General features: G+C 65.6%; 20 protein-coding genes. 13 read left to right on the forward strand and 7 right to left on the reverse strand.

Annotation, left to right across the window (positions count from 1 at the left end; translation table 11 throughout):
• Positions 1-13: 13 nt before the first annotated feature.
• Positions 14-1,225, reverse strand: coding sequence for an FtsX-like permease family protein (locus tag IAQ70_RS19415; RefSeq protein ID WP_190991306.1), 1,212 nt, complete (start codon positions 1,223-1,225; stop codon positions 14-16).
• A gap of 166 nt (positions 1,226-1,391) precedes the next feature.
• On the opposite strand from IAQ70_RS19415, the gene IAQ70_RS19420 reads away from it, so the two are divergent.
• Positions 1,392-2,765, forward strand: coding sequence for a sensor histidine kinase (locus IAQ70_RS19420; protein ID WP_190991308.1), 1,374 nt, complete (start codon positions 1,392-1,394; stop codon positions 2,763-2,765).
• Positions 2,765-3,418, forward strand: coding sequence for a response regulator (locus IAQ70_RS19425; protein ID WP_190991310.1), 654 nt, complete (start codon positions 2,765-2,767; stop codon positions 3,416-3,418). The genes IAQ70_RS19420 and IAQ70_RS19425 overlap by 1 nt, the downstream gene beginning before the upstream one ends.
• A gap of 53 nt (positions 3,419-3,471) precedes the next feature.
• Here IAQ70_RS19425 and IAQ70_RS19430 read toward each other — a convergent pair whose 3' ends face one another.
• Both IAQ70_RS19430 and IAQ70_RS19435 read right to left on the reverse strand, forming a co-directional pair.
• Positions 3,472-3,975 carry a MarR family winged helix-turn-helix transcriptional regulator gene (locus IAQ70_RS19430; RefSeq protein WP_317983714.1) on the reverse strand — a complete coding sequence of 168 codons (504 nt, stop codon included), beginning with the start codon at positions 3,973-3,975 and terminating at the stop codon, positions 3,472-3,474.
• Positions 3,976-4,104: 129 nt separating this feature from the next.
• Entirely contained in the window at positions 4,105-4,680 is a 576-nt protein-coding gene (locus IAQ70_RS19435; protein ID WP_190991312.1) for an NADPH-dependent FMN reductase, read from the reverse strand.
• 220 nt (positions 4,681-4,900) lie between these two features.
• On the opposite strand from IAQ70_RS19435, the gene IAQ70_RS19440 reads away from it, so the two are divergent.
• Complete coding sequence (locus IAQ70_RS19440; RefSeq protein WP_317983715.1) at positions 4,901-5,335, forward strand: acyl-CoA thioesterase; 435 nt, start codon at positions 4,901-4,903, stop codon at positions 5,333-5,335.
• A 130-nt stretch (positions 5,336-5,465) separates the two neighbouring features.
• Here IAQ70_RS19440 and IAQ70_RS19445 read toward each other — a convergent pair whose 3' ends face one another.
• On the reverse strand, positions 5,466-6,929 hold the full coding sequence (locus IAQ70_RS19445) for an MFS transporter (RefSeq protein WP_190991314.1): 1,464 nt from the start codon (positions 6,927-6,929) through the stop codon (positions 5,466-5,468).
• A complete protein-coding gene (locus IAQ70_RS19450; RefSeq protein WP_190991316.1) occupies positions 6,926-8,011 on the reverse strand; it encodes an MBL fold metallo-hydrolase in 1,086 nt (361 codons plus the stop codon). The genes IAQ70_RS19445 and IAQ70_RS19450 overlap by 4 nt, the downstream gene beginning before the upstream one ends.
• Before the next feature lie 228 nt (positions 8,012-8,239).
• On the opposite strand from IAQ70_RS19450, the gene IAQ70_RS19455 reads away from it, so the two are divergent.
• From IAQ70_RS19455 to IAQ70_RS19465, 3 genes are all read left to right on the forward strand, one after another.
• The gene (locus IAQ70_RS19455) at positions 8,240-8,725 is read left to right on the forward strand and encodes a cupin domain-containing protein (protein WP_190991318.1); all 486 of its coding nucleotides are present in this window, start codon (positions 8,240-8,242) and stop codon (positions 8,723-8,725) included.
• Positions 8,726-8,759: 34 nt separating this feature from the next.
• Positions 8,760-9,515 carry an alpha/beta hydrolase gene (locus IAQ70_RS19460; RefSeq protein ID WP_190991320.1) on the forward strand — a complete coding sequence of 252 codons (756 nt, stop codon included), beginning with the start codon at positions 8,760-8,762 and terminating at the stop codon, positions 9,513-9,515.
• 128 nt (positions 9,516-9,643) lie between these two features.
• Positions 9,644-10,540: a PaaX family transcriptional regulator gene (locus IAQ70_RS19465; RefSeq protein WP_190991322.1), complete on the forward strand. Its 897-nt coding sequence runs from the start codon at positions 9,644-9,646 to the stop codon at positions 10,538-10,540.
• Between the two features lie 93 nt (positions 10,541-10,633).
• Here the strand turns inward: IAQ70_RS19465 and IAQ70_RS19470 are convergent, their stop codons facing one another.
• Positions 10,634-11,032: a RidA family protein gene (locus IAQ70_RS19470; RefSeq protein ID WP_190991324.1), complete on the reverse strand. Its 399-nt coding sequence runs from the start codon at positions 11,030-11,032 to the stop codon at positions 10,634-10,636.
• A gap of 202 nt (positions 11,033-11,234) precedes the next feature.
• Between IAQ70_RS19470 and IAQ70_RS19475 the strand changes: the two genes are divergently transcribed.
• The 6 genes from IAQ70_RS19475 to lhgO all read left to right on the forward strand — a co-directional run bounded on the left by IAQ70_RS19475 (position 11,235) and on the right by lhgO (position 19,408).
• Positions 11,235-11,717 (forward strand): cupin domain-containing protein, encoded by a 483-nt coding sequence (locus tag IAQ70_RS19475; protein ID WP_190991326.1) that lies wholly within the window; start codon positions 11,235-11,237, stop codon positions 11,715-11,717.
• 5 nt (positions 11,718-11,722) lie between these two features.
• Entirely contained in the window at positions 11,723-12,628 is a 906-nt protein-coding gene (locus IAQ70_RS19480) for an acyl-CoA thioesterase (RefSeq protein ID WP_223860399.1), read from the forward strand.
• Positions 12,629-12,671: 43 nt separating this feature from the next.
• Positions 12,672-14,321 (forward strand): AMP-binding protein, encoded by a 1,650-nt coding sequence (locus tag IAQ70_RS19485; protein ID WP_190991328.1) that lies wholly within the window; start codon positions 12,672-12,674, stop codon positions 14,319-14,321.
• A 13-nt stretch (positions 14,322-14,334) separates the two neighbouring features.
• Positions 14,335-16,722: a bifunctional salicylyl-CoA 5-hydroxylase/oxidoreductase gene (locus IAQ70_RS19490; protein WP_190991330.1), complete on the forward strand. Its 2,388-nt coding sequence runs from the start codon at positions 14,335-14,337 to the stop codon at positions 16,720-16,722.
• Positions 16,723-16,929: 207 nt separating this feature from the next.
• A complete protein-coding gene (locus IAQ70_RS19495; RefSeq protein ID WP_190991332.1) occupies positions 16,930-18,081 on the forward strand; it encodes a GGDEF domain-containing protein in 1,152 nt (383 codons plus the stop codon).
• Positions 18,082-18,205: 124 nt separating this feature from the next.
• Positions 18,206-19,408: an L-2-hydroxyglutarate oxidase gene (gene lhgO / locus IAQ70_RS19500; RefSeq protein WP_190991334.1), complete on the forward strand. Its 1,203-nt coding sequence runs from the start codon at positions 18,206-18,208 to the stop codon at positions 19,406-19,408.
• A gap of 7 nt (positions 19,409-19,415) precedes the next feature.
• Here lhgO and IAQ70_RS19505 read toward each other — a convergent pair whose 3' ends face one another.
• On the reverse strand, positions 19,416-20,942 hold the full coding sequence (locus tag IAQ70_RS19505; protein ID WP_190991336.1) for a SulP family inorganic anion transporter: 1,527 nt from the start codon (positions 20,940-20,942) through the stop codon (positions 19,416-19,418).
• Positions 20,943-21,155: 213 nt separating this feature from the next.
• Between IAQ70_RS19505 and mptB the strand changes: the two genes are divergently transcribed.
• Positions 21,156-22,775 (forward strand): polyprenol phosphomannose-dependent alpha 1,6 mannosyltransferase MptB, encoded by a 1,620-nt coding sequence (gene mptB, locus IAQ70_RS19510; protein ID WP_190991338.1) that lies wholly within the window; start codon positions 21,156-21,158, stop codon positions 22,773-22,775.
• Positions 22,776-22,817 lie beyond the last annotated feature (42 nt).

Here is a 22,817-nt window from a genome sequence, read left to right on the forward strand (position 1 = left end):
GAGGGAGGGGATTTCAGTTGCCGCCGAGGGCGATCAGCGGATCGACGGTGGTGACCCGCCGGACGGCCAACGCGGCGCCGGCCAGGCCGAGGGCAACGATTCCCAGCACGGGCAACAGAGTGGTGGCCGGAGTGACGAGGAACGGCGCAGCCTGCGCTGCCGCGAATCCGCCCAGGACACCGGCCGCCCCGCCGAACCCCGCGCCGGCCAGCAGCACGAGCGCGGCCTGGGCAAGAGCGTCGCGCAGCACGTAACCGCCGGACGCCCCCATGGCCTTGAGCACGGCGATGTCCCGGGTCCGCTGGACGGTCCACACGGTCAGGAACGCCACGATCACCAGCGCCGAGATCCCGTACAGGAACGCCTGCATCAGCATCAGGGAGCCGTTCTCGCTCTTGAACGACCCGAGCGCCTGGAACGAGCCGGTGCGGCTGGCGCTCACGGTGCCCGCCATCGTATTGGCAGCCGCCTCGTCCACCACGGCCCCGTCCTGGTGGGTGACCGCGATAACCGTGGCCACCGGCGGATTCCCCGCAGCGCTGCCACCCGCAGGACTGCCGCCCGCAGGGCTGGCGCTAACCGGTGAAATGTGCGCCACCTCGGCCCAGGTCGGCAGCGCCGTCCACACCACTCCGGTGTGTGAATACCACTGGTCATCCACGATCGCGGTGACAGCCAGGCCGGTGCCACCCACCGTGGCGGTGTCGCCGACGTCGAGCGCCAGGTCCGCTGCAACGGTAGCGCCGATCACCACCGATCCCGCCCGGACCGGGGCCGGCGCCAACTCGCCGCCGGCCGCGACACCGAACACGGCCACATTGGTGGTGCCGCCGTCGCCGGCCTGAAGGCGCGACTGGCTGATGCCCAGGGCCTCGGCCCGGGCCACGCCCGGGACGTGCTGCCAGCTGTCCACCTGCGCGGCAGTCACCTCGCTCTCGGTAAAGGACGCCGTCGGCTCATTGCTCCCGGGTGCGCCGAACACGATGCTGTCCACCGGCCGGGAGCCGCCGCCGGCAGCTGCGCCGCCGGCAGCCGAGCCGGACCCGGACCCGCTCCCGCTCCCGGACCCGGCGCCCAGCTTCCCGATCGCAGAGGTGGACTGATCGCCCAAACCGGCGGTCAGCCCGGACAGCAGCACCAGCAGCAGCGTCACCAGGGCCACCACGCCGCCCATCAGGGCGAACCGGCCTTTGGCGAACCGGATGTCACGAATAGCGAGAAACACGTTGTACTTCCTTCAGTGAGGGGTGGATTTCGTTCTCAATCCACTCTCCCGCGCACCGGCGCAGCCCACATCGGGCACCTGGTTGATCCCGGACGGACGAAGAGTTGAGCCGCCGGTCAACCTTTTGATTGATCCGCCCGCTGACTCCGGCGCCTAAGCTGAGGGAATGCCTGCCGCGGACCCACAGACCACCCCGTCGGGGGCTGCCGTCCTGCGGTTCCTGCGGGTGACGCTGCATGTCGGGTTTGCCGTGCTGCTGCTCGTCGCCATCCTGCGGCTGCACCTCGCGGACGGACCGGCCGACGTCGGCACTCCCGCGGGAGCGCGGCGCTACCTTTGGTCCGCACTCGCCGTCGCCCTGGCCGGGACCTACCTGGCCGGCACCCTGCTGGAAAAGCGGTATGCCTCCGGCCGCTCGGCGTTCAATCCGCACCCCTACGCGCTGCTGTGGCTGGGCCTGGTCACCGCGCTGTGGGGCGTCCTCCTCGCCGGCAGCGCGGAGTTCTCCTGGGTCGCCTTCCCGCTGTTCTTCCTGCACCTGCATGTGCTGCCCCGCCGCGTCGCGCTCTTCACGATCGCCGTTATGACGGCGGCGGTGGTGGCGTCGCAGTGGATGGCCAGCGGGCTGCCGTCGCCCACTCTGCCGATGGTGCTGGGCCCGGTCCTGGGTGCCGGTTTCGCCGTCGTTACCGGGCTCGCCTACCGCGCGCTGTACCTCGAGGGGGAGGCGCAGCGGCTGGCCGCGGACGAGCTCCGGCGAACGCGCGCCGAGCTGGCCAGAACACAGCACGAGGCCGGGGTCGCCGCCGAGCGTGAGCGCCTCGCCCGCGAAATCCACGACACCCTCGCGCAGGGACTCTCCAGCATCGTCCTGGTGGCACGCGCCGCGGAAAAGTCCCTGGCCAGTGGCGATCTGGCCACCGCCGCCGAACGGTTCGCGCTGGTCCAGCAGACGGCCTCGGAAAACCTCGACGAGGCCCGCAGCTTTGTCCGCGGCCTCACGGCGCCGCGGCTCCAGGAGTCCTCTCTGCCGGAAAGCCTCAAAAGGCTCTGCGCCGAGACCGAAACCCTGGCCGCCGCCCGCGGCGACGCATTCCGCTGCCGGTTCGAGCTGGTGGGCGACCCCGCGGAACTGCCGCCGCAGTACAGCGTCACGCTGCTCCGCGCCGGCCAGGCCAGCCTCGCCAACGTGAGGCTGCACGCGAAGGCGCGCACCGCCGTCGTCACCCTGGCGTTCCTCGGCGACGAAGTCACCCTGGACGTGTACGACGACGGCGCGGGCTTCACGCCCGAGGCGTCGGGTCCAGGCGTGGCTGGCCGCGCGGACGGGAGCGGTTTCGGCCTGCGCTCGCTGGCCGCCCGGGTGGCGGACCTGAACGGTTCACTGGAGGTCGAATCGGCACCGGGGGAGGGGACCGTCGTCGCGGTCCGGCTGCCGCTCACAGGTGAAGCGCTCGCCGGAGGATCACCCGCCGAGCAGGCGCTCGCCGGGAATACGCTGCCTGGCGAGCTGCCCGGTTCCGCGGGTGAGCAGCGCTGATGGGAACCTTGCATATTCTGCTCGTGGACGACCATCCCGTGGTCCGTGCCGGCCTGCGGGCCATGCTCACCGGATTCGAGGACTTCAGCGTGGCCGCCGAAGCCGCCGACGGGGACGCCGCACTGCGTGAACTCACCCGGCTCCGGGCCCTGGGGGAGCGCGTGGATGTGGTGCTGATGGACCTGCAAATGGGCGCCGGAATGGACGGGGTCGCCGCCACGGCGGCAATCGGGAAACTGGATTCCGCGCCGCCGGTCCTGATCCTCACCACGTACGACACCGAGGCGGACATCCTGGCCGCGGTGGAGGCAGGCGCCAGCGGCTACATGCTCAAGGACGCCCCGCCGGAGCAGATCCGCCAGGCCGTGCTTTCCGCGGCGGCCGGCCAGACAGCTTTGGCGCCGAAGGTCGCGGCGCTGCTGATGTCGCGGATCAGCAGCCCGGAGACCGCACTGACGCCGCGCGAGGTTCAGCTGCTGGAACTGCTGGCCACGGGCCTGACAAACAGGGCCATCGCACGGCGGCTCTTCATTTCCGAGGCCACCGTCAAGACCCATCTGGTGCACATCTTCGGCAAGCTCGGCGTCGACAACCGCACGTCGGCCATCGCCCTGGCTACGCAGCGCCGGATCATCCGCGCGCCGGGGCAGTAGCGGGCTGAAGAGGTGCGCCGGCCTGACGAGGTGCGCCGGCCCGCCGGGCAGGATCAGGCGTCGTTGGCGTCCCGCAGTTCGGCCATGGCTTCCGCGACCAGCTGCGCCCGTTCCTTGCCCAGGATGTCAACGAAGTTGGAATGCACCAGTCCGGCAACGAAGCAGGCCAGTTCGTTGGCGGTTTCCGTGCCCTTGGGGCTGAGCTCGAGGTAGACCACCCGGCGGTCTTCGGCGCAGGGGCTGCGCTGGACCAGGGACCGTGTTGCCAGCCTGTCGGCGATCTTCGTGAACCCGCCGTTGCTGAACGCGACTTCCCGGGCCAGTTTCGCCATCGGCATCCGTGCCCCGGGTGTCCGGACCAGCCGCAGCAGTGTCTCGGCCTCGGCCGGTTCCAGGGAGAATGCAGAAGAGACTTCCGCATGGACCTTTTTGTTGGTGTTTTGGAAGCCCTCGATGACCAGCCCCCACTGCGAGATCACATCAAGGTCCCCGGTGGTCGGGGTGTGCTTCTGCGTGGCCGGCATGGAATCCCTTTCCACGCCCATAATACGCTCCACGTAAATGTCCTTCTCGTAAGTCTTTCGAGTGTCGGGACGGCCGATAGGGCCTCCCGTTTAACAACGAAAACCGGTGCTTCCGGCGGGCGTTTTGGCCCGCCGGAAGCACCGGCGCTCGGGTGTGCTGGGTTACGCGCTGACAGATGCCTCGGCCCGGACGGCTTCGAGGGCCTTGGTCCACGGGATGAGCTGGTCGAGGACCGGCGCGAGCGACTCGGCCTGCAGTTCGGTGGGCTTGAAGACGGAGAAGTTCTCGAAGTCGGTGAACAGGGAGAACATGCCGGTCTTCTGGACGTGGGCGATCTGCAGTTCGGACAGGATACCGCGCAGGTGCTCAACGGCGCGGACGCCGAACGCGGAGCCGTAGGAGACGATGCCGGCTGCCTTGTTTGCGAACTCGGCATTCAGGTAGGACAGGGCATTGGCCAGGGCCGGGGCCACGGAGTGGTTGTACTCGGGGGTGACGAAGACGTAGCCGTCGAACTCGGCGATCTTGGCTGCCCAGGCGATGGTGTGGGCGTTCTGGTAGTTCTGGTACGCGGCCGGGTAAGCCTCGTCCAGCAGGGGCAGGTTGTAGTCCGCGATGTCGACCAGCTCGAACTCCGCGTCCGTGCGCTGCTGTGCCTGCGCGAGAACCCACTCGGCCACGCCGGCGTTGTTGCGGCCGGGACGGGTGCTGCCGGTGACGATGGCGATCTTAGTCATGAACTACTCCTCTGATGGATCACTGAGCGGAAGGATTCTCCGCAACACTTCAATATTCAACAATATTCTAGAAAACTATTTCTGTAAATAGTATCGACTGGTGGCGCTGGTCACGGACGTGATCATTCGGTAGGTATCGCGAAATTCTGCCGATCGTCATGAGTCGGTATACCGTTTTGTGCAAGACGCGGCTGCCTGCCCCGTCACGAATGGAGGCGTCGTGGAAGTTAATCTGCAGGGCAACAAACGTTCCAGCGTTGAGCGCACCGTGGAGTGGGTGGACACCGATGCCTCGGGACACCAGCACAACTCCGCCATCATCCGATGGGTCGAGTCGGCAGAGGCCCAGTTGTTTCGCGGCCTCGGTCTGCCGGACTATTTTTCGGTGGCGCCACGCGTTCAGCAGGTCATCAACTATCGGGACAGGCTGTGGTTCGGGCAGCAGGTGACGGCCACAGTGGAGATCGGCAAAGTTGGCCGCACCTCCATGACCCTAAATTTTGAGGTGTACGGCCATCCGCACGAAGGGCATCCGGGCGGCATCGCAGCGCAGGGGACCGTGACAACGGTGCATTTGCCTGCCACCGCAGATGCCGCCCAGCCATGGCCGGAGCACATCCGGGTGGCCGCCAGCCCGGAGCTTCAGCTGAATTAGGCGGCCGCGGGGCAGCCCGGTGTTGCGCCGGGCACGAACCAGGGGACACGCGGAAAACGGCGGGCCGGAACAAGCTGTCCCGGCCCGCCGCCGTCGTTAACACCCTCGCGGCAGCGAAGGCGCCAACAATTCAATCGCTGAAGGCGAACTTCTTCTGGAGCGAACTGGCCGTGCGGTCCGGGTTGAGGAACATAACGCAGATGATGCCGACTACCACCAGGTAGACACCGATCAGGCCGAATGCACTGTTCATGCCGGCCGCCAGGCTGGCAGCCATTTCCGCAGTCTCGGCTACGCCTTTGGGGGCTGGCATATAGCCGGCCTTCTCCATCAGCATGCCCACCATTGCCGGAGCCACCACACCACCGATGGATGCCAAGCCCGTAAGCGTTGCCATAACGGCAGCCCGTTGCTTAGAGCTGATGCAAAAGGCCACTGCCGTGGGTGCCAGCGGAAAAATCATTGCCAGTCCGGCGCCCGCGGTCATAATGGCCACCGCCACGCCGCCCGTAACATGCGGCAGCACCAGGAAGCAGATACCGGAAATCAGCAGGGTTGCCCCGAACAGCGCACCCAGGGCCCAGCGGACCGTCACGCCACGGCGCATCAGGAATCGCGAGGAGTAGCCCAGGACAAGCAGTGCCAACGCACCGATGATCCAGGGAAAGGTCGAGACCAAGCCAATGGTTGCCGGCGGAAGGGACACTACGGCAGCCAGATACTTTGGCGACCATGTGGTCAGGAATCCCTGCGCCCAAAAGCAGCCGGCACCGGCCAGGACGGCCACGATGAACATCTTCGAGCCGAGGACGGCGCGGATCGGGACAAGCTTGAGGAGGTCGGCCCGCTCGGTAATGCTGGCAGCCTCAACCGCGGGGTGACTGCCATTTGCATCCGGTGCCGTCGTAACCGGCGCTGGCGAGTTCGTCGCGGCCGGCACTCCGGCTGCTTTCTTGGCCGTGTGGCTATGCGGTCCTTCGCGGCCCATGAGGAACCACAGCACCGACCAGAGAAGGCCCACAAGGCCCAGTAATCCGAACGCCCAGCGCCATCCGAGATCTGGATGGGCGATGACGGCGGCGAGTGCCGGCGCGGCGATGATAGGGCCGAGGGTTGAACCGACGGCTACCATCGAGCTGGGCAGACCGCGTTCCTTTGCCGCGAACCAGCCGTGGACGTGCTGGAGGGCGATCGGGGTAGCCGGCCCTTCTGCGGCGCCCAGCAGGATGCGGGTGATCAGCAGGACTGCTGCGCCGCCGCCGAACAGCATCGGGAACTGAAGTACCGCCCAGGAGATGCCCATGGCAAGGAGGATCCAGCGGGTGGGCACTTTCGCGGCCAGGAAGCCGACCACAACGGCGGTGATGGCGAAGAGGAAGAAGAATGCGCTGCCGATGAATCCGAACTCGCTGGCACTGAGCTGCAAATCCCGCATCGCCGAGTCGGCCACAAGCCCCAGCACGGCTTTGTCGGCAAAGTTGATGATCTGGAAGAGCACAAGGAGTCCCGTGACCAGCCAAGCCCTCCGGTTCATGCGGCCGTTGCTGACCGCTGCCCGCAAGGTATGGGGAGGCAGGATGCGTTCGGCGGTCATGCCACAACCTCCGCCGTCAGGCCTGCACGTTCAATGTTCAGGTCCGCAATGTCGGCGTCGCTGTCCGTGGCAGGAGGGACGGTGAAGACGTCGTTGTCTTCGGCGACTGTGACGGGCCCGGCAAAGTCCTTCCTGGCAAAAGCTTCCATTTTGGCGGTGTCGGCAGCCCCCGGGACGTTCGGGACGATGTGGTGCAGGATGAGCCGGCCCACACCGGCGGCGTGAGCCACCTTGCCGACTTCATCGAAAGGTGTGTGGGATTCCCGCAAGTGCACGGCGATTCCCTCGCGGGTTGCACTGTCCGGAAAAGTGTCCAGGATGGCCTCCAGATCAATGACCTCATGGAGAAGGATGTCTGCGCCGCGGGCCAGCCGGATGCAGTTCTCGGAGTATGCGGTGTCACCGGACACCACTACCGAGCCGTAGGCCGTATCAAAACGGAAACCGAAGGCCGGGAAACAGAGGCGATGGTCAACCAGGATGGCCGTCACGCGGACCAGCTCGTCCCGGTAAATTTCAAACGGCTCCATGACCGGATGCCGGGCCAGGACGGGGTCGGCCTGGGCTTCGGCGGGAATCTCGATGTCGTGGCCTATGACCCATTCCTTCGGATCCGACCGGCCTTCATCTGCCATCCGGATCACAACGTCGGATGCGAACACACTGTCCAGCAGGGAATCCACAATGTGCTCGGTGCCGGCCATGGACCTGCCGGCGGTCCGCGCGTCAACCACCCGTGCATGTTCGGCGTCGAGGGCGGGCGTTCGTGGCGGCTGCCCGGGGCCGTAGACGTGGATGGGACGGGAGAACGATTCGCCCGGCACCTGCCACCCGGTCAGCAGGTAGGAGCCGAGGTCGTAGATGTGGTCCGAATGATGATGGGTCAGGAAGATGCCCCGGAGTTCACCCCAGGATGCGTGCTTGCGGAAGTTCCTGATACTCCCCATGCCGGCATCGATAACATACGTGGCGCCGTCGACACGGATGGCGGTGCTGGTGCCCGCCCGGCTGCTGGACACGATCGGTCCGCCGCCTGTGCCCAAAGTATGGACCGAAAGGCCCTTCTGCGGTCTGTGGTTCATCAAACTACCTATCTGTAGTTGCGGAGATGCTTGCGTTGAGGCGCCTGGGTGGCTCGTTCTGGATAGCTCTGGAGCGCCGGCGGTGGGTGGCTCGGATGCTCACTTCAGGTTGTGGCGCAGTTCACAGAGTATGCAGTTAAATTGACGATCGCAATATCTGCTATACATTTTCTTTCCGATCTGGCAGGCTAGGCGCTGTTAGCAAACGCTCGCCACAAAGGAGACACCATGGAATCCCAGCTCGATCAGGAAATTGTTCTCGGCCGTCTGGAGAAGGGCATTACGCTCGCCAGCGAGGCCATGGGAAACAAGACCTGGAATGTCCTCGGCCATACATACCTGTCCAAGGTTGAGAGCGCCAGCAGCTTTGCCTGGCTCTCCCTCGACCCGACAGGCACCGGCGTCCCTCCCCATGTCCACCCCACGCAGGACGAGCACATCCACGTCCTGGACGGCGTCTACACGCTCTACCTCGACGGGGAATGGATGACCGCCGGGCCGGGGGACACGGTCCGCATGCCGATGGGTCTGCCGCACGCTTACTTCAATAAGGCCGACTCCGCCGCTAAGGCCCTCTTCTGGGTCAGCCCGTCAGGCCAGCTCGCCCAGCTCTTCGACCAGCTGCATAACCTTTCGGACCCGGACGAGGTAGTTCGTCGGTCGGCACTGCACGGCGTGGATTTCCTGCCGCAGGGTTCGGTTCCCGGCGCCTGATCAGCAGCGGCGCCGGACACGTAAGGAGGCCACTATGGCAGTGACATCTCTAAAGCCGCCCCTGGCAGCGGTGCAGCGGACGGCGTACGGGGACGCCGTACCCCAGTTTGTGGACTTTTATGAGCCTCCCGGGGCCGGGCGGCCTGCCGCCGTCGTTGTCCTGATTCACGGCGGGTACTGGCGGGACCGCATTGATCTGTCCATCATGGAGCCGCTCGCGGCGGACGCCCTCAGCCGCGGCATGGCCGTCGCGAACGTCGAGTACCGCAGGGTGGGCGGCGGCGGCGGCTGGCCCGTTACGGGTACGGATATCTCCGATGCGCTGACCCACGTCAGGGAACACTGGAAACGGTGGCGCGGCCTTATTCCGTTCATTTCCGTGGGGCACTCGGTCGGCGGTCAACTGGCACTCCTTAATGCCGCCGCAGTGGACGCCGTAGTTGCGCTCGCCCCGGTTACCGACGTTGCGAGAGTGGACGACGAAAGGCTGGGCGAGGATGCCGCGGTGGGCTTCATGGGGGCGCGCGCCGCGGACCTTCCGGCGGGATACGCGGCAGCGTCGCCGCTGAGGAACCTGCCCCTGGCCACCCCTGTCCTGGCCATCCACGGGGATATCGATGTCCGCGTTCCTGTGGCACATACCCGGGACTTTGTGATGGCGGTCCGCGCCGCCGGCGGCAAGATCGACTACCTGGAAGTGCCGGGCCTGGAACATGTGGCGGCCATAGACCCGTCGGTGCCGCATTGGACGGCGGCCACTGAATGGTTGCTGGAACAGGGCGTCCGCTGACTCAGACTAAAGGGAGACTCCGAAGGGCGGGAACCCGCGGGCTTATCACCAGGTCCGTCCGCCGGTTCCCGCCCCTATGATGAAAATGAGGCCACCTTCATCTGGTGGCCAGAAACGAGGCGTTACCCATGTTGGCCGTCCCCGCACCGCCGGTGCGTCACCAGCAACTTATCGTCACCATTTACGGGCTGTACGCCCGCGCCGCGGGTGATGCGTTGCCGGTTTCTGTGCTGATTTCCATGCTTGGTGCGTTTGGCTACGACGCCCCGGGGGTCCGCTCGTCGGTCTCCCGGCTGAAGGCAAAAGGCGTCCTCAAGAGCGTCACCGAAGACGGCGTTGCCAAGTACAAACTTTCCGACGCAGTCCTGGACGTCTTTCGGGAAGGCGATCGAAGAATCTTTGCCCCCGAGCGGGCCAAGCCATTCGAGGCCTGGATCCTTGCAGTCTTCTCTGTCCCGGAATCCATGCGGAACCGGCGTCACCAGCTGCGTTCAGAGCTTTCCAGCATGGGGTTCGGATTAGTTGCCTCGGGGGTGTGGATTGCCCCGGCCCAGATCCTCGACCAGACACGTGAACGCTTGACGTCCCGCGGACTTATCCAGTTCGTGGATTTTTTCGGTGGCGATTATCTTTTCGAGGGGCCCATGCGGCCGAAGATCGCGGAGTGGTGGGATCTGAAGTCCATCGACGCCCAGTTCGGGGAATTCCTGGACCTCTACCACGGGGCGGTAGAACTCTGGGCGGGGCTCGTGGGGGATGATCCTGACGTCGCCCTGGCCAACTCCAGCAGTGAATTGCGTCGCGATGCGTTCCGCTACTACGTTCCCATGCTTACCCTGTGGCGCCGCTTTCCCTACCGCGATCCGAACCTCCCGCTGGAGTATCTCCCCGAGGACTGGAAGGGGCCGGCGGTGCGCAAGATCTTCGAGTCGGTGCATCATATGACGGCGCCGCTGGCGGCAGCCCATGCCCACGAACTGATGCAGAATTCACCGACGCAGAACTCCCTGATGCAGAACGCCTAGAGCGGGCGTCAGGCAAGACGAAAAAACGGACGACGACGGCCACTTGCGTTCCGCTGGAACGCATGGCCGGCGTCGTCCGCCTTTTTTGTCCCCTCAGCGTTCCGGGATGACCGCGATGCCCTGGATTTCGATCAGGGCCTCCTTTTGCCACAACCGGGTGACGCCGATGCCCGCCAGGGCCGGATACTCCGACCCTGCCATTTCCCGCCACAGGCGGCCGATCTCGCGGCCGTTCGCCATGTAATCGTCGACGTCCGTGAGGTAGATCGTCACGCTGACGAGGTCTTCTGGCTGCCCGCCGGCTTCCCGCAGCGTGGCCAGCACGTTGGAAAACGCCTGGGCAAACTGTTCCACGATGCCCCCGGGAACGATGTTCATGTTTTTGTCCAGGGCCGTCTGCCCGCCCAGGAACACGGTATTGCCGGCGAGCATGCCATGGGCAAATCCGGATGGTTTGGGGAGCGACGCTGGATTGACGGTGATGTGGCTCATGCTGTTCCTCCTTGTGGTGGGTTACGGAAACTTCGGCAAACCTCTGTGCAGATCATTTCCGCCGTGCTACGTTGAGCATATGTGACGATCGTAAAAAAGTCGACATACCAGCTCCGCCCGGAACGGACGGCGCTGATCGGCTCCAGAACGTCTTCGATCCAGTCCCGCCCACCGCACCAGCAAGCACAGAGGAGCATCGCTCATGACTGACACCATCACCGAATACCGCACCGAGGGCGAGAATTCCCTTTACGCCGGCCCTGACGGCAAGGTAGTCCCCGTGGTCACCCGCGCCGGCGAAGAAGATACAAATACCGCTCAGTCAGGCGACTGCATCAGGGTCTCGGGCGTCAGCATCCAGCACACCCCGGCCACGAAAATCTGGTTCGGGCAGGTATCGAACGTCCCGGGCTACCGGTCCCTGCCACACCACCACGGGGAAGCGGAAACCGGCGGCTATGTCCTGCGGGGCCAGGGGCGGATTTACTACGGCGAAAACTACTCAGAGTTCCTGGACATGAAGGCCGGCGACTGGGTCTTCGTTCCGCCGTTTATGCCGCACGTCGAGGCCAACATGTCAGTCACCGAGGAGCTGGTGTGGCTCACCGCCCGCACCCCGGAAAACCTCGTGGTCAACCTTCCCGACGTGGCGGACGAAACCCTCGCCGATTACCGACGGGCGTAGCGCACATGACACCCACAAAAACGGTCACCCCAGCCATGACATCGGAGACCTTCCTCCGTGCAATCGACCTGACAGCTGTTCCCGCCGACGTCTTCGATGAAGCATATGAGGCCGACACCCAATATGTACCGTGGCCCAAGGCTTATGGCGGGGACATGGTGGCCCAGGCTGCTGCGGCGATGATGCGCTCCGTGGACGCTGACCGGCAACTGCACTCAATGCACAGCTATTTCATGCGGCCTGTCGACGTCGGCTCAACTGTCCGCTACGAAGTGGAGCGCCTGCGGGACGGCCGGGGATACTCAACCCGCACCGTCCGCGGCTTCCAAAACGGCAAGGCCGTCTACGCGGCCATGGGATCCTTCCAGGTTCCCGAGGACGGACCGGACTTCCAGCCCCAGGCACCGGCCGCCGTCGACCCTCAGTCATTGCGCAGCGCGGCGCAGGTCCTGGAGAGGACAGCTGGTCCGGCTGCAGAGTACTGGGCCGCCGGACGCAGCTTTGATATGCGGCATATTCCCGGACCGGTATACATCGCACTGGAGGGTGCTCCAGTGCCGCAGCAGGCTATCTGGATCAAGGCCTTCGACAGCCTGCCTGACGGACCGGACCCACGTGCAACAGCCGATCTGCACCGTACCGCCCTGGCCTATGTATGCGACTACACCATCCTCGAACCGCTCCTGAGGGTTCACGGCCTCCACTGGTCGAGCCCTGGCCTGGCAACAGCCAGCCTTGACCACTCCATGTGGTTCCACCGCGACGGCCGTGCCGATGAGTGGGTGCTCTACGCTCAGGACGCCGTCTCCGGCCAGAGCAACCGGGGGTTGGCCACGGGCCGCTTCTTCGACCGGCAGGGCCGGCTCCTGGCCACCGTGGCGCAAGAGGGCATGATCCGCGTCGCGTCCTGAACCTGAATACCCCCAAATACCACTGAAAGGAACGGCCACGCCCATGACAACATCAGCGCACGTGGACACGTTTACCCGTGATCATCTCCCGCCGGCCGACACGTGGCCAGCGCTCGAATACACGCTCCCGGAGCTCCACTACCCGGAGCAGCTCAACGCAGCCGCCGCACTCATTGACGACGCGGTGGCAGCCCACGGAGCCACTCGGCCGGCTTTGCTCACTCCCGACGGCGCGCCGTGGAGCTATGGCGACCTGTTACAGCGCTCCAACCAAGTGGCTCAGGTGCTCACAGAGGACTTCGGCGTGGTCCCGGGCAACCGTGTCATGTTGCGTGGCCCGAACAACCCCTGGCTCGTGGCGGCATGGCTTGGAGTACTCAAGGCCGGGGCCGTGGTTGTGACCACCATGCCGATGCTGCGCGCCAGCGAGATCGGCACGCTGATCGACCTCACGCTCCCAACGGTGGCCATTTCCGACCACCGTTATGTGGACGAAATGGCAACGGCCGCCGGAGACGGCCTGGCTGTCCTGTCCTACGGGTCGGCTGAAGCCGCGGACCTCATCGCCCGCTGTGCCGCCAAGAGCGGTGAGTTCACCACCGTCCAGACAGCAGCCGACGACGTCGCGCTGCTGGGCCCGACGTCGGGCACCACCGGTGTGCCCAAGGTGACCATGCATTTCCACCGGGACATTCTGGCGAATGCCGATACGTTTGCCCGCCACATCCTGCAGCCAACGGCCGATGACGTCTTTGCAGGCTCGCCTCCGCTGGCGTTCACTTTCGGGCTTGGCGGCCTGGTGGTCTTTCCGCTGCGGTTCGGAGCGTCGTCGCTGCTGACCGAACGGGCCGGCCCGGTGGAACTCGCCCAGGCCGCTGCCGCCGCCGGCGCCACCATCCTGTTCACCGCGCCCACCGCCTACCGCGCCATCCTCAAGGAAGGCCGAGGGGACCTGCTCCGCGGGCTAAGAGTAGCCGTCTCCGCGGGCGAACATCTGCCGAAAGAGACCTGGGAAGCCGTCCACCAGGCAACCGGCCTGCGGCTGGTGAACGGCATCGGTGCCACGGAATTGCTGCACGTCTTTATTTCGGCCGCCGGCGACGACATCAAACCAGGGACCACAGGCCGGGCGGTTCCGGGGTACCGGGCCACCATCCTCGACGACGAGGGCAATGAACTCGGACCCAACCAAGTCGGCCGCCTGGCCGTCGTCGGGCCGACCGGCTGCCGCTACCTTGACGACCCCCGGCAGGCGAACTATGTCTGCAACGGCTGGAATGTCACCGGAGACACCTTCAGCATGGATGAGGACGGCTACTTCACGTACCAGGCCCGCTCGGACAACATGATTGTCTCCTCCGGCTATAACATCGGCGCGCCGGAAGTGGAGTCCGCCATCGACCAGCACCCTGATGTGGCAGAAAACGCCGTCATCGGCCGCCCGGATCCCGAACGCGGCAGCGTCGTCTGCGCATTTGTGGTCCTGCGCGACGGTGTGGAAGGCACTTCAGCCAAACGCAAGGACATCCAGGACTTCGTCAAGCAGACCATAGCCCCCTATAAGTACCCGCGGGACGTCCGCTTCGTCGATGAACTGCCCCGCAACCCAAGCGGAAAGCTGCAGCACTTCAAACTGCGGGACCGTATAGCCAATACCGAACGGCTTGCCAGCGCCGGCCTGAACCAGGCCTGAAAAGGAGCACACCATGAAGATCGCAATCGTTGGAGGCGGCCCCGGTGGTCTGTACTTCGCAGCACTGATGAAGCAGCTTGACCGGTCCCACAGCATCACCCTCTGGGAACGCAACGCCGCGTCCGACACCTTCGGTTTCGGCGTCGTATTTTCCGATGAGACGCTCGGCGGCATCGGTAACGCCGATCCCGTTGTGGCCGACTACATGAGCCGGCGCTTCGCCCGCTGGTCCGATATCGACATCCACTTCGGTGGGGAAACAGTAACGGTGGGGGGCCAGGGCTTCGCGGCCATGAGCCGGAAGGAGCTGTTGGAACTGCTGCAGCGACGCTGCGCCGAGCTGGGGGTGGACCTGCGCTTCCAGACCGTTGCGCCGCCGGTGGAGGAACTCGAAGCCAACTACGACCTGGTGCTGGCCGCTGATGGCATCAACTCCCAAATCCGTGCCAAGTACGCGGACTCGTTCGGCCCGAGCCTGGATCCCAGGCCAAACAAGTTCATGTGGCTCGGCACCAACCAGGTCTTCGAAGCCTTCAAGTTTTTCGTGAAGGAAACCCAGTGGGGCACCATGCAGATCCACGGGTACCCCTACTCCGATGAAGGGTCCACGTTCATTGTTGAAATGCACGAGGACGTTTGGCGGGCCGCCGGCTTCGATGAAACTGCTGACAACGTCTTCCCGCCGGGAGTCTCAGACGAGAAGGCCATCACCAAGATCCGATCGATCTTCGCTGATGAACTCGACGGATACGAGGTCCTCTCCAACAACTCGAAATGGTTGAACTTCACCACTGTGCGGAACCAGAGCTGGCGCCATTCGAACGTGGTGCTGCTCGGCGACGCCGCGCACACAGCTCATTTCTCCATCGGGTCCGGCACCAAGCTGGCAATGGAAGACTCCTTGGCGCTGGCCGCATGCCTGCACGAACATCCGGATGTCGAAGCCGCCCTCGCCGCCTACGAGACCGAGCGGCGTCCTGTGGTGGCCTCCACCCAGCGTGCTGCCCAGGCGTCATTGGAATGGTTCGAGCGGATCGGCCAATACACGGCACAGAATCCCACCCAGTTCGCTTTCAACCTGCTGACCCGAAGCCGCCGCATCACCCAGGAAAACCTAAACCTGCGCGATCCCGAGTTCGCGGCGGCCGTCAACCGTGACTTCGCGGAGTCGCAAGGCTTGACGGACGACGCTCCGGCAATGTTCCAGCCTTACCGGATTGGTGGGCTGGAACTGAAGAACCGCGTTGTGGTTTCGCCCATGGACATGTATTCGGCAGTGGACGGTGTCCCGGGTGATTTCCACAAGGTTCACCTCGGCTCCAAGGCCCTCGGCGGGGCAGGCCTGGTGATGACGGAAATGGTCTGCGTCTCCGAGGCCGGCCGCATTACCCCGGGCTGCACCGGCCTGTACACGGACGGTCAGCAGGACAGCTGGAAGGAAATCGTGGACTTTGTCCACGCTACCTCCACAGCAAAGATCGGCGCACAGATTGGCCATGCCGGCCGAAAGGCTTCCACCCGCGTGATGTGGGAAGGAATCGATGAACCGCTCGAGGCCGGCAACTGGGACGCCGTCGGTCCGTCGGCGATCGCCTATGGCCCTGGCAGCCAGACCCCGCGGGAGCTGGACCGGGCCGGTATGGACTCCATCAAGGCGGAATTTGTCGCAGCCGCACGTCGCGCCGATCTGGCCGGGTTCGACCTTCTCGAGGTGCACGCCGCCCACGGTTACCTGCTCTCCTCGTTCCTTTCGCCCGTCTCCAACCGGCGGAGCGATGAGTACGGCGGCAGCCTGGCGAACCGCCTGCGGTTCCCGCTGGAGGTGTTCGACGCCGTCCGTGCCGCCTGGCCCGAATCCAAACCGGTCACCGTGCGTATCTCCGCGACGGACTGGATCGAAGGCGGCAACGACTCGGACGACTCGGTCGAGATCGCCCGCGCCTTCGTCGCCCACGGCGCAGCGGGCCTGGACATTTCGACCGGCCAGGTTGCCAAGGCTGAGAAGCCTGCCTACGGGCGCAGTTTCCAGACGCCGTTCGCTGACCGCATCCGCCAGGAGGTTGCCGCACCCGCAGGCGTGGCCGTGATCGCGGTGGGCGCGATCTCCAGCTACGACGACGTGAACTCCATCCTCCTGGCGGGCCGCGCGGACTTGGTGGCACTGGGCCGCACGCACCTCTACGACCCCCAGTGGACCCTGCACGCCGCCGCCGAACAGGACTACGCAGGTCCTGGCGCCCAGTGGGTCCCGCAGTTCCGGGCAGGACGCCGCAAGCCCCCGGGCTCGCGAACCGACGCCGTCCGCCCGCGCCTGTCACTCCTTCGGGAGCCTGACGCAGACGCCGGCAGCCCGCACCTGCGCTGGACGCCCCGAAAGGTGGCGGCTGCCTTGGCGGAATAGGCGCCAGACTCACTCCACTAGGCACCCGAAGATGCTGGCGGCCCACTCACGTGGTGCCGCCAGCATCTTTGCTTTCCGGGTCATTCACCGCTGCCGCAGCATCTGGCGGCGAAGTGCCTTTCCACCAGCGCAAAGGGGCGTCAAATATGTCCGACGGCGGTGCGATACTGAGGGTTGCATCACGACGACGCTGGGGGAACTTCGGAAATGGTCCTTGATACAGCAACGCTGAGGATCGCCTTCGGCGTGATGGCCCTGGTGCTGGGACTGCTGTTTTACTTTTCGTCCTACCGGACCACGCGCTCCCCGTACAGCGGCTGGTGGTGCCTCGCGCTGGTGTTCTTCCTCGGCGGCTCCGCCGCCTTCCTGCTTAACGGCACCGCCCACCAGTGGTGGGCCAACATCCTAGGCAACGTCCTGCTGGTCCATGGCGGTGTAGCCGTCTGGGCAGGTGCGCGCTCGCTTCGGGAGGTGCCGCCGAAACGCTGGGTATTCACAGGGGTGCCGGTGGTCACCCTGGTGGCTACCGCCGTCGACAATCCCGGCACCAACGTCTGGGCGGGCGGTGCAGTTTTCCTCGCCGCTATGTGCCTGACGCTGGGGCTGGCATCGCAGGAGCTCTGGCGGCTGGAGCCGGGCTATTCGCGTGTCCGCGTGCCGATGGCTGCCGCGGCCGCGGTGATGACCGTTTTCTATTTCGCCAGGCTGGTGTTCTTCCTGCTGGATGGCCAGAACGGTCCCATTTTTGTCACCTACTTCGGGTCCGCAGTGACCACCATGGTCACCATGGTGCTGCTGGTGGTGGTGTCCTTCAGCATGGCCGGTTTGAGCACGGAGCAGCAGACCCGCGCCCTGCGGATGGTGGCCACCCGCGATGACCTTACCGGGCTGCTCAACCGCAAAGCCTTCCTGGACCTCGCGGCCGGGCTGCTCAAGGACCGCGCCGTCACGCAGGGAACGGGTGCCCTGATCCTCGCGGACCTGGACAATTTCAAGGCCGTCAACGACACCCATGGCCATGCTGCCGGCGACGTCGCCCTGCAGGCCTTCGCCGCGGCCTGCCAGGATACCGTCCGGTCAACGGACCTCGTGGGCAGGTACGGCGGGGAAGAGTTCGTCCTCCTGATTCCGGGCGGGTCAGCCGTTCGCGCCGAGCACATGGCGGAGGAAATCAGCCGCCGCCTCGCCCAGGTCCCCACTGCCGACGGACTTGAGATGCCCACCGTCAGCTACGGCGTTGCACTGTACGACGCCGGGACCTCCGACGTGGAAGACCTCATCGCCGCCGCGGATGAGGCCCTCTATACGGCCAAGTCCCTGGGCCGGAACCGCACCGTCCACAGCGACCGCCGCCGCTGAGCCCTGTCCGCCGGCGAACCCAGGACCAGCCGTTCGGCGGGTTTGATGGAATCAGGGTTGCCGTTCTGGGAGCATGGCGGGGAGGCGCTTGCAGGTAGGGCCGCGAGGATAAGGACACATTGACGTGGGCGAACGCATTGGAATCATCGGTGGGGGCATTGTGGGCATCGCCCTGGCGCGTGCCCTCCTGCAGCGCGGACTCGGGGAGGTCACCGTCTTCGAGAAGGAGCACCGGCTGGCTGCGCACCAGACCGGCCACAACTCAGGTGTTGTGCACGCCGGCCTGTACTACGCGGCGGGATCCCTGAAGGCCCGGCTGTGCGTATCGGGCCGGGAAGCCCTCCGGGAGTACTGCCAGGACAAGAACCTGCCTTACCGGGAAGTGGGCAAGTTGGTAGTAGCCGTGGATGAATCGGAACTGCCGGCGCTGGCCGAAATCGAAAAGAAGTCCAGGGCAAACGGGGTGCCGGACCTGGCCCGCATCGACGATGCTGCACGGCTGCGGGACATCGAGCCACACGCGGCGGGGGTTGCGGCGGTCCACTCGCCGCACACCGCCGTCGTCGATTTTGCGGCGATCACCGAAGCGATGGCGCAGGACGTGAGGGCGGCCGGCGGTGCCATCCTGCTCGGGCAGGAGGTGGTGGGGATCGCAGTGGACGGCGGCAAGGTGCGTGTCCGGACCCCCGTGTCCGAGCAGGTTTTTGACCGGCTGATCGCCTGCGCCGGTCTGCAGTCCGACGTCGTTGCGCGCCTGCTGGGTGCCGACCCGTCACCGAAAATCCTGCCGTTCCGGGGCGAGTACTGGTCACTGAATCCGGAGCGGAACAGCCTGGTGAACGGGATGATCTATCCGGTCCCGGACCCGCGATTCCCGTTCCTCGGGGTGCACTTTACCCGCGGTGTCTACGACGACGTCCACGTGGGGCCGAACGCCGTTCCCGCGCTGGCACGCGAGGGCTACGGCTGGTTGTCGGTCTCGGCGAAGGACACCTGGGACTCACTGCGGTGGCCCGGGGCTGGCGCGTTGGCCAAGAAGCACTGGCGCATGGGCGTGGACGAAATCAGCGGCTCGCTGGTCAAGGCCATCTACTTCCGCAAAGCCCGGCGCTTCATCCCTGAGCTCGAGATGTCCGACCTGACGGCCAAGACGGCAACAGGTGTGCGGGCGCAGGCGTGGGGCCGGGACGGTTCGCTGCTGGACGACTTTGCGGTGGAACAGGTGGGCCCCGTGACGCTGCTGCGGAACGCGCCTTCGCCGGCGGCCACATCCTGCATGGCCATCGCCGACCACCTTGTGGAGAACTACCTGCAGGTACGGGCCTGAGCCCGCGTCAGTTCAGCTTCCCCGCCAGCCGTTCGCGCATCTGGATGCTGGCGGAGTTCAGTCCGATCAGTTCCACTTCGCGGCCGTGCCGGCGGTACTTTTCCGTGACGGCATCCAGCACCGCGATGGTTGATGCGTCCCAGAGGTGCGAGGCGTGCAGGTCCACCACCACCCGGGCGATGTCCGCCCCGGCGTCCAGGGCGTATTCGAACTGGGTGTAGAGGTCGTTAGAGGAGGCGAAGAACAGCTCGCCGTCCACGGTGTATGTGGCCACGTTTTCGCCGTTAAGTTCGACGACGGTCCGCTCCACCGTGGCGAAATGCGCGACCCGCCGGGCGAACAGGGCCATGGCTGCCAGCACCCCGGCGCCGACTCCGATAGCCAGGTTGTGGGTGGCTGAGACCACTGCGACGGTGATGAGCATAACGGCGGTCTCGGACCTGGGCATCCGGCGCAGGGTCCGCGGGGCGATGGAGTGCCAGTCGAAGGTGATGGCCGAAACGAAGATCATGACGGCCACGAGCGCGGCCATGGGGATCATGCCCACCACGTCGCCGAGCGTCACCACGAGGACCAGCAGGAAGACGCCGGCCAGGAACGTGGATACGCGGCTCCGTGCGCCGGAGCCCTTGACGTTGATCATGGTCTGGCCGATTACCGCGCAGCCGCCCATGCCGCCGAAGAAGCCCGTGACGATGTTGGCCACGCCCTGGCCCCAGGACTCGCGGGTCTTGTTGGAGCGGGTGTCCGTGATGTCGTCCACCAGCTTGGCGGTCATCAGCGATTCCAGCAGCCCCACCAGCGCCATCGAGAGCGAGAACGGGGCAATGACCTGGAACGTCTCCCACGTCAGGGGGACGTTGGGGATGAACAGGGACGGCAGGCTCTCCGGCAGCTGGCCCTTGTCCTGGACGGTGGGGACGTCCACGCCGGCGATGACGGCAAACAGGGTGAGCACCACGATGGCCACCAAAGGTGAGGGCACCGCCGTCGTCATCCTGGGCAGTCCCACCACGATGACCAAGCCGACCGCCACGAGCGGATAGACCATCCACGGGACGCCGATCAGTTCGGGGAGCTGGGCCATGAACACCAGGATGGCCAGCGCGTTCACGAAGCCGACCATCACCGAACGCGGGATGAAGCGCATCAGCCGGGTCACGCCCAGGACGGCCAGCAGGATCTGGAAGACGCCGGCCAGGATCACGGCCGCGATGAGGTGGTCCAGGCCATGGCTGCGCATCAGCGGTGCGATCACGAGGGCCACGGCACCGGTGGCGGCGGAGATCATGGCCGGCCGGCCGCCGACGAACGAGATGGTGACAGCCATGATGAAGGAGGCGAACAGGCCGATCCGCGGGTCGACGCCGGCGATCACCGAGAACGCGATCGCCTCCGGAATCAGCGCCAGCGCCACCACCAGGCCGGCGAGGGCCTCGGTCTTCAGCCGCCGCGGCGAACGTAATGTGGCGCGGACCGATTGGAGCTGCTGGGGCGTGCTGGTCCGGGCGTCAGGGACGCTTCGTACGGCCATGGCGGGGTCCAATCGTGCTGGTGAAGCGCACTTTGGCGGCTTCTGCCTTCGGGGAATGATGGGCCGCGCGCAGCTTCCTCAGGAAATGAGAGTGCGCGTCCGCCCCTACCAGTCTGGGGCACGCCGCATCCCAACTGCTAAAATGGCGTGGTTGTAGACCGGCCCATAGCTGGTCCGGCCAGCGCCGTAACGTAAGTAGGGGACCACACAGACATGACGGCAGGCGGTTCGCACCTGAGCACTTCGGAGACTTTCCCGGGCCCGTCGAAAAAGACGCCGGCCGGGACAGAGCTTTTGAAGTCCGCTGCGCCCGCCGCCGCGCCGCCGTCCAAGCGCCGCGCCTACATCGCCATCTGGCAGGGGTTCCTCGGCGCCCTGATGATGTTCGTGGGCTCCATCGGGACGGGCTGGATCGCCAACGGCTCACCCATGATCCGCCAGCCGGTGGTCATCGCGCTGCGAACCGAGGGCTGGGGCGTCACCCTTTCCACGGTCCTCCTCACGGTGGGAGCCATGCTGCTGATGCGCTCCTGGCTGCGGCTGGGCCAGCGCCTGGGGGACTGGGGCGAGCATTCCCTGCGGTCGGTGGTGATCGCCATCTCCGCGTGGTCCTTCCCCCTCCTGCTTGCCGTCCCGATTTTTTCCCGCGACGTTTATGCCTACACGGGGCAGGGACGGCTGGTCATGGAGGGGCAGAACCCATACGAGGTGGGCATCTCCACGCTCAGCAACTGGTTCTCCCTTGGTGCGGACCCCGCCTGGGCCGAAAACAGGACGCCTTACGGGCCGTACTTCCTGTGGCTGGCCCGCGGTGTGGTGGGGCTGACCGGGGCCCAGCCTGACGCTTCCGTCTTTCTGTTCCGGCTGCTCGCCGGCGTCGGGGTGGTCCTCTGCGTCATCTACGTCCCGAAGCTCGCCGAACTGCACGGCATCAACGGCGCCCGGGCACTGTGGATCGCGGTGGCCAACCCCCTCTTCCTGATCAGCTTCGTGGCCAGCGCGCACAACGACGCACTCATGGTGGGTCTCGCCGTCGCCGGTGTCTATTTCGCCGCGACGAAGCATTACCTCACCGGCATATTACTGGTCACGGCGTCCATCGGGATTAAACCGATCACCGTCCTGCTGCTCCCCTTCATCGGGGTCATGTGGGCCGGTCCTGCCGCGTCGTGGACGCGGAAGTTCCTGATGTGGGGCGCGACGGCGGGCATCAGCTTTGGCGTGCTGGTCCTCAGCGGCATCCCGTACAACCTTGGTCTGGGCTGGGTGTGGGCGATCATGGACCCGACGCCGGGGTACACGGGCTATTCGCCGTCGGGGTTCCTGGGGCAGCAGGTTGAGTTCCTCGGCAACGTGCTGGGGCTGCCCGGCGGCACGTTTGCGGACCTGTTGCGGACCGGGATGAAGTGGGCGGCGATCGGCCTGGTCCTGCTGCTGATGTTCCGCGGCGACTACTCGCGGGCGGTGCGCCGGCTAGCTTTGGCGTTCACCGCCGTCGTGATGCTTTCACCCATCATCCAGCCCTGGTACATCCTCTGGTTCCTGCCGTTCCTGGCGGTGACGGGCATCCGGAACGACTGGCAGATCCGGTGCCTGTACGTGGGCGTGACGTTCTTTGTGGTGTTCGGGGCGCAGGACCAGCTTTCGGTCTGGTCCTTTGTGGAGCTGCCGATTAGCGCGTCCTCGCTGGCGTTCGTGACGGCGCTGCTGTTCACGTTCTACCTGCTGGTCCTGGACATCCACACGCGGAAGCTGCTGATCGAGGGCAAGCCTCTGGACTGGGCCCGGCGGGCCTGGGGCTGGCTGCAGGAACAGCGGGCGGCGAGGAGCTGAGGCAGCGGGCGGAGCTCGATTCTTGGCACTCTTGGCCACCAG

This window comes from Pseudarthrobacter sulfonivorans (genome assembly GCF_014712225.1).
GTDB lineage: Bacteria > Actinomycetota > Actinomycetes > Actinomycetales > Micrococcaceae > Arthrobacter > Arthrobacter sulfonivorans.